The 14,188-nt window shown below is 62.9% G+C and carries 15 protein-coding genes; 6 read left to right on the forward strand and 9 right to left on the reverse strand.

Translation table 11 applies throughout. From position 1 onward, the window contains the following. Positions 1-10: 10 nt before the first annotated feature. Positions 11-772 carry an isoprenyl transferase gene (locus tag ACYU0X_RS03970; RefSeq protein WP_418908518.1) on the forward strand — a complete coding sequence of 254 codons (762 nt, stop codon included), beginning with the start codon at positions 11-13 and terminating at the stop codon, positions 770-772. A gap of 207 nt (positions 773-979) precedes the next feature. Then, complete coding sequence (locus ACYU0X_RS03975) at positions 980-2,296, forward strand: PhoH family protein (RefSeq protein ID WP_418908519.1); 1,317 nt, start codon at positions 980-982, stop codon at positions 2,294-2,296. Here ACYU0X_RS03975 and ACYU0X_RS03980 read toward each other — a convergent pair. Together ACYU0X_RS03980 and ACYU0X_RS03985 are read right to left on the reverse strand one after the other, a co-directional pair. Then, positions 2,247-3,092, reverse strand: coding sequence for a hypothetical protein (locus tag ACYU0X_RS03980; protein ID WP_418908520.1), 846 nt, complete (start codon positions 3,090-3,092; stop codon positions 2,247-2,249). The genes ACYU0X_RS03975 and ACYU0X_RS03980 overlap by 50 nt on opposite strands. 72 nt (positions 3,093-3,164) lie before the next feature. After that, positions 3,165-3,683, reverse strand: a complete 519-nt coding sequence (locus tag ACYU0X_RS03985) for a GNAT family N-acetyltransferase (RefSeq protein WP_418908521.1) — start codon at positions 3,681-3,683, stop codon at positions 3,165-3,167. 140 nt (positions 3,684-3,823) lie between these two features. Between ACYU0X_RS03985 and ACYU0X_RS03990 the strand changes: the two genes are divergently transcribed. Genes ACYU0X_RS03990 through ACYU0X_RS04000 form a run of 3 tightly spaced genes read left to right on the forward strand, consistent with a single transcriptional unit; the run spans position 3,824 to position 5,678 of the window. Next, the gene (locus ACYU0X_RS03990; RefSeq protein WP_418908522.1) at positions 3,824-4,318 is read left to right on the forward strand and encodes a prepilin peptidase; all 495 of its coding nucleotides are present in this window, start codon (positions 3,824-3,826) and stop codon (positions 4,316-4,318) included. Positions 4,319-4,328: 10 nt separating this feature from the next. Then, entirely contained in the window at positions 4,329-4,784 is a 456-nt protein-coding gene (locus ACYU0X_RS03995; RefSeq protein WP_418908523.1) for an NUDIX hydrolase, read from the forward strand. Positions 4,785-4,841: 57 nt separating this feature from the next. Continuing rightward, positions 4,842-5,678, forward strand: coding sequence for an SGNH/GDSL hydrolase family protein (locus ACYU0X_RS04000; protein WP_418908524.1), 837 nt, complete (start codon positions 4,842-4,844; stop codon positions 5,676-5,678). Here the strand turns inward: ACYU0X_RS04000 and ACYU0X_RS04005 are convergent. The 4 genes from ACYU0X_RS04005 to ACYU0X_RS04020 form a co-directional block, all read right to left on the reverse strand. Further along, positions 5,675-6,256 carry a GNAT family N-acetyltransferase gene (locus ACYU0X_RS04005; RefSeq protein WP_418908525.1) on the reverse strand — a complete coding sequence of 194 codons (582 nt, stop codon included), beginning with the start codon at positions 6,254-6,256 and terminating at the stop codon, positions 5,675-5,677. The genes ACYU0X_RS04000 and ACYU0X_RS04005 overlap by 4 nt on opposite strands. A 65-nt stretch (positions 6,257-6,321) precedes the next feature. Next, on the reverse strand, positions 6,322-7,734 hold the full coding sequence (locus ACYU0X_RS04010; RefSeq protein ID WP_461902173.1) for a class II fumarate hydratase: 1,413 nt from the start codon (positions 7,732-7,734) through the stop codon (positions 6,322-6,324). Between the two features lie 76 nt (positions 7,735-7,810). Continuing rightward, complete coding sequence (locus ACYU0X_RS04015) at positions 7,811-8,455, reverse strand: carbonic anhydrase (RefSeq protein ID WP_418908527.1); 645 nt, start codon at positions 8,453-8,455, stop codon at positions 7,811-7,813. 64 nt (positions 8,456-8,519) lie between these two features. Further along, the gene (locus ACYU0X_RS04020) at positions 8,520-9,164 is read right to left on the reverse strand and encodes a DUF4245 domain-containing protein (RefSeq protein ID WP_418908528.1); all 645 of its coding nucleotides are present in this window, start codon (positions 9,162-9,164) and stop codon (positions 8,520-8,522) included. Between the two features lie 148 nt (positions 9,165-9,312). On the opposite strand from ACYU0X_RS04020, the gene glpX reads away from it, so the two are divergent. Beyond that, positions 9,313-10,347 carry a class II fructose-bisphosphatase gene (glpX, locus tag ACYU0X_RS04025; RefSeq protein WP_418909296.1) on the forward strand — a complete coding sequence of 345 codons (1,035 nt, stop codon included), beginning with the start codon at positions 9,313-9,315 and terminating at the stop codon, positions 10,345-10,347. A gap of 70 nt (positions 10,348-10,417) precedes the next feature. Here glpX and ACYU0X_RS04030 read toward each other — a convergent pair whose 3' ends face one another. From ACYU0X_RS04030 to manA, 3 genes are all read right to left on the reverse strand, one after another. Continuing rightward, positions 10,418-11,398, reverse strand: coding sequence for an aldose 1-epimerase family protein (locus ACYU0X_RS04030; RefSeq protein ID WP_418908529.1), 981 nt, complete (start codon positions 11,396-11,398; stop codon positions 10,418-10,420). A gap of 95 nt (positions 11,399-11,493) precedes the next feature. Then, positions 11,494-12,765, reverse strand: a complete 1,272-nt coding sequence (locus ACYU0X_RS04035; protein ID WP_418908530.1) for a glycosyltransferase 87 family protein — start codon at positions 12,763-12,765, stop codon at positions 11,494-11,496. Positions 12,766-12,970: 205 nt separating this feature from the next. After that, positions 12,971-14,176, reverse strand: coding sequence for a mannose-6-phosphate isomerase, class I (manA, locus tag ACYU0X_RS04040; protein ID WP_418908531.1), 1,206 nt, complete (start codon positions 14,174-14,176; stop codon positions 12,971-12,973). Positions 14,177-14,188: the final 12 nt, after the last annotated feature.

A 14,188-nucleotide genomic window follows, 5' to 3' on the forward strand; every position in this document is an offset into this window, starting at 1 on the left:
AGGAGCCAAGGTGCGACTTCCGTCCCTCGTGTACCGTTACTACGAACGGCGCGTCGCGAAGTCTTTGTCCACCGAACGGCTTCCGCACCACATCGGTGTGATGGTCGATGGCAACCGCCGCTGGGCAAAACTCGCCGGTAGCCCCACCAAGGCCGGTCATCAGGCCGGGGCCGATAAGATCCTCGAATTTCTCGGCTGGTGCGATGAGCTGGGCATCAAACTCGTGACCCTTTACATGCTCTCCACCGACAACCTGAACCGCGAGGCCGACGAGCTACGCGACCTGCTCGACATCATCGGCAACACCCTGGACCGCCTGGGTGAAACGAACCGCGTCAAGGTCCAGCAGGTCGGGGCACGAGACCTGCTCCCGGCGGAGCTGGCCACGAAGCTGGCTCATCTGGAAGCCGCCACCGCGCAACGCTCGGGAATCCACGTCAACGTCGCCATCGGCTACGGCGGACGGCGCGAAATCATCGACGCGGTCAAGGCGCTATTGCACGATGCTGCGCAGCAGGGACGCACCCTGGAGGAGATCTCCGCCGACCTGGTCGTCGACGATGTCGAGGCCTACCTATACACCAAGGGGCAGCCAGACCCCGATCTGGTGATTCGCACCAGTGGCGAACAGCGCCTCTCCGGCTTTCTCACCTGGCAAAGCGCCTACTCCGAATTTTATTTTTGCGAAGCGCTCTGGCCGGACTTCCGGCGCGTCGATTTCCTGCGGGCCTTGCGTGACTTCGCCGACCGGCAACGGCGTTTCGGCGCCTGAGCTCAGGACTTTTTTCCTCTCTTCCACCCGGAGTTAACCCGTAAGCCGCCATTTGGGGCTAGCCTGAGATAACAGGCAGGGCCAACCGGCCCTGGTGACCGAAGGGTTCTGACACTCGATGAGTCTAGGTGGCCTCATCCGGTGGCGGGACTCCCCACATCGCGTGGGGAGCTACCCCACGCCGGAGCAGAGAATGGGTGAGCTGATATGACCCGAACCACCGACACGGCTGTGCGAACCTACGTCATCGATACCTCGGTGTTGCTCTCCGACCCGCGGGCGATGTTTCGATTCGAAGAACATCATGTCGTGCTCCCGTTGACCGTCATTACGGAGCTCGAACATAAGCGCAAAGACCCGGAGCTGGGCTATTTCGCCCGGCAGGCGCTGCGCTTGCTCGACGACCTGATCGCGGCACACGGGGGACTAGCGACCGCGGTGCAGGTTTCCGAGGTCGGCGGGACGCTACGTATCGAGCTGAACCACATTGCCGCGGAAGTGCTGCCGGTGGGCATGCGCACCAGCGAAAACGACACCCGGATCTTGGCGGTGGCCAAGCACCTGCTCGACCAGGGCAACGATGTGGCCCTGGTGACCAAGGATCTGCCGATGCGCATCAAGGCCTCGGCGATCGGCATCCACGCCGAGGTGTATCGCAGCGAGCTGACCCCCAGCTCCGGTTACTCGGGCGTGGTGGAACTGGGCATCGGCGAAGAGCAGATGGCCGAACTCTACGAGTCCGAACAACTGGACAGTTTGGACGGGCTGGACGAGGTGCCGGTCAACACCGGCCTGGTGCTCACCTCCACGCGCGGCAGCGCACTGGCTAGGGTGCGACCCGACGGTGGGGTGCGGCTCGTGCGCGGCGATGCCCAGGCCTTTGGGTTGCACGGGCGCAGTGCCGAGCAACGGTTGGCCCTAGATTTGCTCATGGACCCTTCGGTGGGGATCGTCTCGCTCGGAGGACGCGCGGGTACCGGTAAGTCGGCGCTGGCCCTGTGCGCCGGGCTGGAAGCGGTGCTTGAGCGCCGCGAGCACCGGAAGATCACCGTATTCCGCCCGCTCTACGCGGTCGGCGGTCAAGAACTGGGCTACCTGCCGGGCACCGAGGGGGACAAGATGGGTCCCTGGGCGCAGGCGGTCTTCGACACCCTCGGCTCGGTGGTTTCCAAGAATGCCATCGATGAAGTCGTCGAGCGTGGCATGCTCGAAGTCCTGCCGCTGACCCATATTCGTGGTCGTTCGCTGCACGATACCTTCGTGATTGTTGACGAGGCGCAGTCGTTGGAACGCAATGTGCTTCTGACGGTGCTCTCCCGTATCGGCCAGCATTCGAAGGTGGTGCTCACCCACGATGTGGCGCAGCGCGACAACCTGCACGTGGGGCGGCATGATGGTGTGGCGGCGGTGGTCGAACAGCTCAAGGGTCATGAGCTGTTCGGGCATGTGACGCTGACCCGTTCGGAGCGTTCGGCTATTGCTGCCCTGGTGACCCAGATGCTCGACGGCCCTGCGGCGGGCTGACATCCATGCGTAGCTCATAGGGCTCGAAGGATCGCACATCCGTGAGCGTGGGTGCCTCGCCGGTGAACAGCGAGTCAATGTAGTACTCGTTGCTGGCGAGCACCCGCGCCCGTAGCTCGGGTGCCGCCGGCCCGGTGAGTATCTTGCGTTCGAGGCAGATTCCCGTGGCTTGATCGAGCACGATCAGCGTACGAGTGCCGGGCGGGACGAGCGGGAACTCGGCCAGCGCCGGGCGATAACTGTAGCCGGACGAAAGAACCGCGGCCACCGCCGGGCGGTCACTTTCGGTGCGTACCGGGGTGAGCTCATGGATGAACGTGGGATGGTTGAAGGGCAGGTCAAGCTCGGCTTCCTGCGACCCGGCGAGCTCCCACGGGTCAAGCACGCTCGCCCAGTAGGGCAGTGGTAGCAGGTCGCCGTAGTCGGCGATGGCCGGGCGGCGTGCCACCAGATGATCATCGGTATATACCGGCGAGGTCAGCGAGGCCGGCAGCGCCCACGAACTGGCCGTCGCGGCCACATAGTCGCGCCCCCGATCGACGGTGAACAGTTCATGTTGGAAGACAATCTCATTGCCGGCACGTACGGTAATGGCCTCCCGTTCACGCAACAGCACCTGCAGATGACCAACCAGCCCGCGTTCGGGCAGACCCAGCTCCTCGGGCACCTCGAGTTCCACGTGCAACGAATCGCTGAGCCAGGGCGCCGAGCGGGCTAAGGCGCGGAAACGGCGCCGCGCGGCCGAATTCGGTTCGGGGGCGTGGGCGAAGACCTGCGGGTGGGTATCTGCCTTCATGAATTCAGTCTAGAAGCTTGCCGCTGGCACGCAAGGACGGAGCCTACTCGGCTTCGGTTTGATCGCCTTGAACTAGCGGCGCGCGCCAAGCGATTTGATCATCGTGCCAGCATTGGTGGCTTCCGGAGCCGGGACGAACCCCTCGGAGAAGTACAGTTCGCGGGCGAAGTTTTCCGCTTCAACACTCAGACTTAGGGCCCGTTCGCCACGGTGCTCGGCGTACGCAACAGCGCGCCGGAGTAGTTCCCGGCCAAGGCCCTGCCCGCGAAAGGCGGCGTGCACGCACAGGCTCAGTTCACCAATGTCGGGCGCGATAAACCCATAGCCGGGATCGGTAGCCGGTAGATATACCACCCACGCCACACCCGCCCAGCGTTGGTGAGCGTCTATGGCCAGAATGCCGTAATCGCCCCGATCGGGTTGGAGCTGGCAATAGTGTGCCAGTTCCGGCGTGCTCCGTACCTGCTCGGCGGTGAACCGCTCACCGCACCAATTGAGGTTCGCCGTGGTGGCTTCGAGCAGAATCGGGGCATCCGACGCGGCGAGCGGGCGGAACTCGAACTGAGCGACGGCGGGGGAGGTCGGTGGCACGGTGCTCCTTCCGGGGCCAGAACGAATGTCGTGGCATCTTGGAGCATGCTATCGGATGGGCGCACTGTGCGATGCCCGGTGTCCACAGCTTGTTGCCGTGTGGCTAGGCGGTCGGCACCCCACCGCATATGCTCGACGGTATGTTGACCTTTGCGAGCGGATCCCCGGCGCTGTGGCTACTGATGGGCTTGTATTGGGCAACGAGCTTGGGCTTTGGCCTCTGGCTCTCGATCACCGACCTGCGGTGGCATCGATTGCCCAATACCGTCGTGGCCGCATGGCTGGGTGCTAGCGCCTTGCTCTTGTTGCTGATGGCGCTGGTTGCCGGGGAACCGAAACGGTTGCTGTATGCCGGGGCCGGGATGCTGATCTTGCTCGGTGCGTACCTGTTATTACATGTGCTTACCCGCGGGGCGATGGGTATGGGGGATGTTAAATTGGCCGGGGCGCTGGGCTTCAACCTCGGGTTCTTCGCATTAAGCGCGCTGTTCCTCGCGACGGTGCTGGCCTTCGTCACGGCAACTTTCATGGTGCTGATCGGGGTGGCGGTACGCAAACTGAGCATGTCTTCCCGGGTGGCCTTTGGACCCTTTATGATCCTCGGCGCGGTGATTGCCCTAGCCATGACAGGATAGGAGCATGCCTATGCCCGAGTTTGTCACCCGCCTGCGGGCTAAGATCGGCCACGACCCGTTGTGGATGTCTGGGGTGAAGGTCGTGGTGTTCAACGACGATAAACTACTGCTCGTGCGGCGGGCCGATAACGGCCGCTGGACCCTGCCAGCCGGCATTGTGGATCCGGGCGAAGAGCCTGCACACACCGCGGTGCGTGAAGTGCTTGAGGAATGCGGCGTGCACTGCACCCTCACCGCGCTTCTGGGCGTTGGGGTCACCGCGCCGGTCACCTACCCCAACGGCGATCAAGCCCAGTATGTTGACATCGTCTTTCGCGCCGAACATCGCGCCGGACAAGCCCAGGTCAACGACGACGAGAACCTCGAGGTCGGCTACTTCCCGCTCGACAACCGTCCGGAGTTGCCGCCGCTGCATGAACGGGCCGTGCACTGGGCGCTGAACCCCAAGCCCGGGGGCTACTTCTAACTGCGGCGTAACCCGTTGGTCACCGCCGGTCAACCTCCACACGGCAGGCTGGTGAGCGTGCCGGACCACGAACGAAAACTCTATGTGGCCATCGGGGATTCCTTTACCGAAGGCGTAGGCGACTGGAACAAGCAGTTGCCCAATGGTGTGCGCGGTTGGGCCGACCGGGTGGCCGAACAACTGGCGAAGGATTCTCCCGGCTGGCAATACGCCAATCTGGCGGTACGCAGCAAACGCATGCGGCATATCATTGCCGATCAACTAGAGCCAGCGGTAGCCATGAACCCTACGTTGATCACCTTGTATGCCGGTGGCAACGACATCATGGACCTGGGCACCAGCATGGAGAAGCTCATGGCGGACTACCGGTGGATGGCCAAACGCCTTGCTGCCACCGGAGCCCGGCTCGTGCTTTTTACCGGATACAACGTCAAGGTTTCGCTCCTGCTCGAGCCGCTGAAGAAACGCAACGCATATTTCAATGAGCAGGTACGTGCCATCGCCAAGGAAACCGGTGCCCTGCTGCTGGATTACGAGACCTTCACCGAATATGAGGATCGACGCATGTGGGGTGATGATCGGCTACATATGTCCAAGGCCGGACACAAGTATCTTGCGCACCGCGTGCTCAAGCTACTGGGAGTCAAGGACAGCATTAAGCTGACCCTGTTCGAGCCGCCCGAACGGCGCAGCCTTCGTCAGCGGGCCGCGGAACAACGCCAGTGGATTAACGATTGGGTCTTGCCGCTCATGGGGCGCAAAGTGCGCGGCGTGACCATGGGAGATCACCTCACCGCGCGTTGGCCGCGTCCGGTGACGGTGCCCAAGAAGGGTGGGCTGCGCAAGCTCGCCAAGAAACAGCGTAAGGCCGAGCGCGCTCGCCGGGCGGCCTAGCCGCTGCGCTCCTGCGGGAAGATAGCTTTCCAGCTCTCCGGGCTCGGGGCCTGATCGTGGAGCAGTTCGGCCCACCATTCATCGCGCCACTGCCCGTGCCAGTCGGCGCTCCGGCGGGTTTCGCCGATGAACCGAAATCCCAAGGCACGCGCCAGTGCCGCCGAGCCGAGATTGCCGGTAAAGGCGCGCCATAGAATGCGTTGCACGCCTAGGCCCTCGGCGTCGAAGGCGTGGGCGAGGACCGCGAGGCCGGCGGTGCGTAGGTAGCCGCGACGGCGGTACCGTGGATGGCTCCAGTAACCGAGTTCGGCCGCGTGCGATGACTGCGGATGCAGGCTCATCATCCCCACCACTTCCGCATCGCGAAGGATGGCCCAGCTGTATTCTTCGCCGGTCTGTCGAAGCTCGGCGGCGCGGGTGATGAACTGCTGCGCCTCCGGCACACCATAGGGACGCGGCAACACGATGCCCTGTTGCGTGAGCTCGTCTTGGCATGCCTCGGCGATGGACGGTGCATCGGAGGGCTGTGGAGGCCGCAAAGTCAGGTCGGCGGCGTGAAGAACGCGCTGAGCAGGCATAAGCCCAGTGTGCCATGGGCGGACTCGGAACCGGGAGAGCCGGACCCGAGTCCGCCGGCGACGGCCTAGAAGTTGCCGGTCATGGTGGAGACGTCGAGCAACTCATCGAGCTGCTCCTCGGTGACCTCGCCGTGTTCGACGAAGCCTAGGGCGATCGTGGCCTCGCGAACGGTGAGCGACTCGGCCACGGCCTTCTTCGCGATCTTCGCGGCGTTTTCGTACCCAATGAGCTTATTTAGCGGGGTAACGATCGACGGGGAGGCCTCGGCAAGGAAACGGGCCCGCTGCTCATTGGCGGTGATCCCGTCAATCATCTTGGTGGCCATCACGCCCGAGACATTCGAGAGCAAGCGGATGGACTCAAGCAGGTTCGAAGCCATCACCGGAATGCCGACGTTCAGCTCAAAAGCGCCGTTGGTTCCGGACCAGGCAATGGTGGTGTCGTTGCCCATCACCTGGGCGGCCACCTGAATAACGGCCTCGCAGATCACCGGGTTGACCTTGCCGGGCATAATCGAGGAGCCGGGCTGCAGATCCGGAATGGCGATCTCTCCGAGTCCGGTGTTGGGGCCAGAACCCATCCAGCGCAGGTCGTTGGCGATCTTCATCAGCGAGATGGCGATGGAACGCAACTGGGCCGAGCCTTCGATCAGCCCATCGCGGTTGGCCTGTGCCTCGAAGTGATTGCGTGCCTCGGTGATCGGCAGACCGGTATCCGCGCGCAGGAACTCGAGTACCTGTTGCGGGAAACCCTTCGGGGTGTTGATTCCGGTACCTACCGCGGTCCCACCCAGAGGTACTTCGGCCACGCGTGGTAGTGCGGCCTCGATGCGTTCGATCCCGTAGCGGACTTGGGCGGCGTAGCCGCCGAATTCCTGACCCAGGGTCACCGGGGTGGCATCCATGAGGTGGGTGCGCCCCGACTTGACGACGCCGGAGAATTCTTTGGCCTTGGCCTCCAGCGAGCTGGCGAGTTGTTCGAGCGCGGGGATCAGTTCCCCGCTCAGCGCCGCGGTGGCCGCTAGATGAACCGAGGTGGGGAAGACGTCGTTGGAGGACTGGGAGGCGTTGACGTGGTCATTGGGGTGCACGCTGGTTTCGGAACCCGCTGCCGCCAGGGCGCGGCTGGCCAGTTCTGCAATCACCTCGTTGGTGTTCATATTTGAACTCGTGCCCGACCCGGTTTGGAAGACGTCGATCGGGAACTGGTCGTCGTGGGCACCGCTGGCGACCTCGTCGGCGGCGGCGATGATGGCCTCGGCACGCTCGGAATCTAGTACCCCGAGTGCTTGGTTGGCCCTGGCCGCGGCCTTTTTGACCTGAGCCAGGGCCCTAATGTGGGTTGCTTCCAAGCGTTTGCCGGAGATCGGGAAGTTCTCCACGGCTCGCTGGGTCTGCGCCCGGTATAGCGCGTTTTTCGGCACCCGGACTTCGCCCATAGTGTCATGTTCGATGCGGAATTCGTTACTCGTGGTCATGAGCCACAGGTTACTCTTCCAAGGCAGCTAAATAACAGGGCGTTGACCTACATATCACGAGCCGTGGTGAGTTGTCTCACGCCAAGTCGTCGTCGCTCAACCCCAGGTGCGATACTAGGCGAGCCTTGCCTTCGGCGAGGTTATAGGCCACGCCGGCTACCGCGGTGCGTCCGTCCTTGACTGCTTCGGAAATGATGCGGGAACGATCCACAAGCAGATCGGTGGTTTCCTTGACGTGCTCGATCACGGTTTCGTTGACCGTGGTGATGCCCTTGCGTTCGGCGGCGAAGACCGAGGGGGAGATGTGCTCGATCAGGTCGCGCACGAAGCCCTTGGGCATTTGCCCGGTCTTCTTGGATTCCACTGCGGCGGTGACGGCGCCGCAACTGTCATGGCCGAGGATGACGATGAGCGGAATGTTCAAGATATCTACCGCGTATTCCAGCGAACCCAGGGCCGCGGCATCCACCACATGCCCGGCGGTGCGTACCACGAAGACGTCGCCGAGACCCACGTCGAAGATGATCTCCGCGGCAAGTCGTGAATCGGAGCAGCCGAAGATCGCGGCGAAAGGTTCCTGACCGCCGACCAGTGATTCGCGGCGTGTGGCGTCCTGGTTGGGGTGTTGGGTGGCGTCTCCGGTGAACCGGCGGTTACCGGATACCAGTTGTTCCCATGCGGCCTGTGGGGTCATGTCCTGATCAGTTGACGTTGTGCTCATGATTTCGAATTTTACTCGTCCGATACCCGCCAGTAGGGCAGGAGGGCGACTAAGTAGAAATAAGTCAGCGCTGTAGCTGGGTCTGGGCCAGGCGCGCAAGATTGATGAGCTCTTCCTCGCCGGTGTCGCTGGAGAGGACCAAGGTGCTCTGACCCAGCTCCGCGATGAGGTAGGTTTCGTCGTCCTTGGTGCGGACCTCCCACTCGGTGCCATCAAGCACGAGCTTGTCGGAGGGGGTGGCGTTTTCGGTGATATTCGCCAGCCAGGTCGGGTTCGCGTCGGCTGTCTGGCGTACCCAGGCAAATTTGCTGTCGCTGAGGACCAGACCGAATTCCCAGTAGGACACGTCCTGCACGGCGTTGGTGCGCCAGCGTGCGAAGTTCGCGTATTCGTCGCCGGAGAGCTGCGGAGCCCACACCTGGAATTTGGCGACCTGCGCGGCCTCGGTCGCAACCTGCTGGAGATCCACCGGATTCTTGAAGCTGTCATCCTTTGGCCCGGGATTGAGCAACAGGATCGGCACGGCCACGGCCACGGTGAAGAGAATGGAGAGCACCATGCCTTTAAACGTCTGGTTGGCCCGCTTGGCCTGCTTCTCCGTGAGGACCGGCTTGAACGGAAGGTCTTCGTAGGTGGCCTTCGGGTCGCTCAAGTCACGACGCTGCGGGTCGACGGATTCGGTGGGTGGCTGATTCTCCGGTTGTTGCACGGCTCTATTCTCCCCGATGAACCTGTGCAAATCGAACCACTATGGGCGTCGACACATTGGGACTTGGGCGACACACCCCATGAGGTTCTCCGGCGATTGGCGATATGATGGGGGTGTTTGCATAGGCGCAAAGACAATGACTGAAGTGATGGGACCCTTCGTGACCAAAGACAATAATTACGCCCAGCTGTCCGATCGACTGTCGGTTTCCGACGCAGAGCCGGACCGCAACCTCGCACTTGAGTTGGTCCGAGCCACCGAGGCCGCGGCCATCGCTTCGTCCCCGTGGGTCGGCTTTGGCGACAAGAACGCTGCCGATGGGGCTGCCGTGGACGCGATGCGTTCGCTGCTGTCCTCCGTGAACTTCAACGGAGTCGTCGTCATCGGCGAGGGCGAGAAGGACGAAGCCCCGATGCTCTTCAACGGCGAGCAGGTCGGCAACGGGTCGGGCGCGTTGTGCGATGTGGCCGTGGACCCCATCGACGGCACCCGACTGACCGCTCTGGGCCTGAATAACGCCCTGTCGGTTCTGGCAGTGGCTGACCGTGGCGCGATGTTTGATCCGTCGGCCGTGTTCTACATGGAGAAGCTGGTCACCGGCCCGGAGGCGGCCGATCTCGTTGACCTGCGTCTGCCGGTGAAGCAGAACCTGCACTTGATCGCCAAGGCCAAGGGCAAGAAGATCAGCCAGATCGCGGTGACCGTGCTGGACCGCCCGCGTCACGCCGGTCTGATTGAGGAAATCCGCGCCGCCGGGGCCCGCACCAAGCTCATCATGGACGGCGACGTTGCCGGTGCCATCGCCGCGACCCGTGAGGGAACCGGCGTGGATGCGCTGATGGGTATTGGTGGAACCCCCGAAGGTATTGTGACCGCCTGCGCGATCAAGTCCCTCGGTGGCGTGATTCAGGGCCGCCTGGCGCCGATTGATGACGCCGAGCGTGAGAAGGCGCTGGAAGCCGGGCATGAGCTCGACCGCGTACTGACCACCAACGACCTGGTGACCAGCGATAACTGCTACTTCGCGGCGACCGGCATCACCGATGGTGATCTGCTGCGCGGTGTGCGCTACAAGAACAACCGCATTCACACCCAGTCGATCGTGATGCGTTCGAAGTCCGGCACCATTCGCTTCGTCGAGGGTGAGCACGCGCAGGATAAGTGGGAAGCCTACACCCGCTAAACTCGCACGTAGCCCAGAAGAACAGGGGGGCGTTGCCGACCGTTGCGGTCGGCAACGCCCCCCTGTTATTTCACGGCAGTTGTTGTGCGGCACTCGGGGTGCCGCTTGCTAGTGCCGGAGCCTTCACCGCGCTGACCGACCAGTGGTTTTCTACCGGCTCGCCCGGTGCGAGATGGATGAGATCGGTGCCCGAGTTGAACGCGTCGGGTGGGCAGGTCATCGGCTCGATGGCGACCGCGGCGCGATGTGCTGCCGCGGGCTCGTCGTCGCTGGTGTAGACCTGTACCCAGCGGAAATCTTCGGCCGAGAAGGCCAGCTGGACGCCTTGTCCCTGGTCATTGACCAGGCTGATGTTCACGGTTCCCTCGGAGTCCTGCCGGAGTCCGCCGAAGGCATGATCGATGGCTTGCGACTCGAGGCGACGAGCGGTACGGAAATCGAATTCTCGGTGCTCGTCGACCGGCGCCAGTTCTTGGGGGATCAGTCGCTTCTCGTCGGCGAGTAGGACGAGATCTGCCGGTAGCTGCAGCGTCCACTGATCGGCCGGAGTGTTACCGGCGACGAAGTAGGGGTGGATGCTGTTGCCGAAGGGTGCCGGCTCGCTGCCTAGATTGGTGACCTCGAGGCTACCGTGCAATCCTTGTTCGTCGAGCAGGTAGCGCTGAAGAAGCCGCAGTCGATGCGGGTAGCCGGGTTGCGGGGCGATTTCGGTGTGCAGGGTGACATGGTGCTCGCCTTCTTCCACCACCGTCCATTCCTGCCAGCACACCAAGCCGTGGAGGGCGTGGCCGCGTGCCACTTCGGTGAGTGGAAGCTGCTCGGTGGTCCCGGCGTGGTGGTAGCGGCCGTCGACGATGCGATTGGGCCAGGGGGCGAGGACCGCGCCGTGAAAGCCTGGCCGTAGCCGGTTGGCGTCGAAGGGGAGGATCAAGTCTCCCTGTTCATGACGCAGCACGCGAAGGGATGCGCCCACGCTGGAAATGCAGGCCCGATAGGCCCCGGCTTGTATCCAGTATTGCTGTCCCGTTGCGGGGGTGATTGGCTCGCTCATGGGGTCCTTCCGTGACGCTGGGCATGCTCGAATCACTTAATGATAGCGCTAACATCGCCGCCGTGCCGGGGAAGTCTGTCCTGATTCTTGCGCTGCTAGGCCGGCGTATTAGAACTTTCGCGCACCGCTAACGACTCCGGAGCACGGCGTAAGGCACTAGCGGCTAGCGCTACCAAGAAGGCGATTCCCCAAAGAATGTCGGCATTGCCCAGCAAGGACTGCCACCACGACCACTGCAGCTCAAGGTCATGGCCACGCGGCAGGAGCCGTGGCGTACCGATGGCAAAGATTGCTGCGCCGCCGACCAACAGCGCCACCCAGGTTGTCGGTGCCCCGTTGCTCAGCCGGTGGGCCACATACATCAGTGCCGGCACAATCCATACCCAGTGGTGGGTCCATGACACCGGGGAAGCGAAAAGGACGTAGATCGCCAACAGCAACACGGCCCCAAACTCGTCGCCGCGCACGATGAGGCGGCGACCGACATACAGCACGCTCAGCCCGACGATGGCGCAGAGCGCGAACCACAGCAAGGGAACCTCGGCGGCTGAGAACCGTGCCAATAGCCCCTTGAGCGACTGGTTGCCCGCATAGGCTAGATCGCCAATACGCGATGGATCGGTGATGGTGGCAAACCAGTAGGTCACCGAATCCTGGAAGGCCACGAGAAAACCAAAGCCGGTGGCGGCCAGTGCGCTAAGCACTCCCATGACCAACGCGCGCCAGCGACCATTGAGCAGAAAGAATGCCAGAAAAACGGCTGGGGTGAGCTTGATAGCGATGGTCAAGCCGATCAGCGAGCCCTGCCACCAACGACCGCGACCCAGACTGATATCCGCCAGTACCAGGGCCATCAACAACAGATTAATCTGCCCCAAGCCCAAGGTGTGCCGCACCGGTTCGAGGGCGATGGCCAGTACGAACAGCAGGAGCAGCACTGGTTTAACCACAGGGCTCGCGCCGAGTTCACGTGCCGCAATCCAAAGGGTCAACGCCAGGCAGCCGAGCGAGACGGACGTGAAGATCAGATTGGTCAACCACAGCGGCAGCAGCGCCATCGGGGTAAACATCAGCGCGGCAAAGGGTGGATAGGTGAACGGCAGCGCGATTCCCGATGACGTCGGCGGCAAGACGCCGTAGAGGTCCTGACCCGAGAGCAGCGCCACGGCACCGAGCCGGTACACATCCAGATCTAGGTGATAGGCCGGGAAACTTGGCGTAAAGGGCACACCGAAGAGCATCAGTGCGGCGGCCAGTACGGCAAGCACCAGCAACCAGTGACCGTAGGGTGCCAGCCATACCGAGGCGCGTAGCCCGAAGGGCAACTCGGAGCGTGGTGAGGTCGGGGCCGTGGTCTTCAACTGCACGTAGGTCGCCTATCGAGCCTGGCACCGCCAGGCGGCAAGGCTCAGGTTGAGTTCGAAAGTGGACTGCCCCAAGACCTCAGGCTCTGCGCCGGGCGCGCAACAGTCTGATGGGTTGAAGGGCAACCATCAGTCTATTTCATATCTCGACGATGGATGATCCGGTAGTGTTCCGGCTCACGCGGCGGATCTCTAGTGCGGTGGTGGGCTAGGCCGGTTGCGCACTGGCGGCAAAAAGACGCCCGGGCTCGGCGCCGAGCATACTGGCCTGCAACGGTAGTTCCGTCGCGGGCACGAACACCGACTGGCCGCGTTCCACCACGCGTTCTCCGGCGGCACCACGGATGCTGAAGCGCCCCTGAGTGCACAGCAAAATGGATCCACCGTGGAGTTGCAGATCTACCTGCTCACCGTCGGCGATGCCATCGAGCACCTGCAACTTGAACTCGGAGAACTGCGGAATGAACTGTCGGTTCCCGGTTCCCAGCGACTCGCCCTCCAGCAATGGCGCCGGGGCCGGGGTCGCGACGGTGACCTTGAGCAGTTCGGGCACGTCGATATGCTTGCTGGTCAGCCCGCCGCGCAACACATTATCCGAGTTGGCCATCACTTCGATGCCGAGCCCGCGCAGATAGGCGTGAACATTTCCGGCCCCAAGGCTAATGGCCTGTCCCGGTTGCAGGGTCACCAAATTCAACAGCAAGGACACCAAGATGCCTGGATCGGAAGGGTAGATCGTGCTGATCCGCAGCATCTCGGCGAAACGGGCAACCTCATTCAGCGTCGGGTCGGCTTCGATGGCGGTCAGCATCTCATCGAGCATGACGGTGACCGGCTCCCCAGCGGTGAGCACGAAATCCAGCGCGGCAGCCAGCGGCTTTTCACCCTCGAGCAATTCGATGAGGCGTTGACAGGTGGCGGCGCCTCCTTGGCCCAGGTCTCCTTGCAGTAAACGCAGGTCGCTGACGATGGCCGCCGGTTCCCGGAACCCGGAGAGCGCGGTGAACTCGGTCAACGCATAAAGCATCTCCGGCTTGTGGTTATCGTCCTTGTAGTTGCGGTGTGCGGCATCGTCAGGAACGCCGGCAGCCTGCTCGGCGGCATACCCGGCACGTGCCTGCTGCAGCGTCGGGTGTACCTGAATCGACAGCGGTTGCGCGGCGGACAGCACCTTGAACAAGAACGGCAACCGGCCATAGCGTTCGGCGACATCCGCGCCTAAAAGACCCTGCGGGTCGGCCGCAATGAGTTCGGCCAACGAGACACCTTCAAGCGAACAACTCGGCGAACCGGGGTGGGCCCCGATCCACAACTCCGCTTGCGGAGTGATGGACCGGGGCAGGCCCAACTCGTCGGTGATCTGTGATGCGGTACCCCAGTGGTAGTCCCGGATCTGGTTCTGCAACTCAATCATCGAGGGAGAGCC

Source organism: Glutamicibacter sp. X7, from assembly GCF_054889245.1.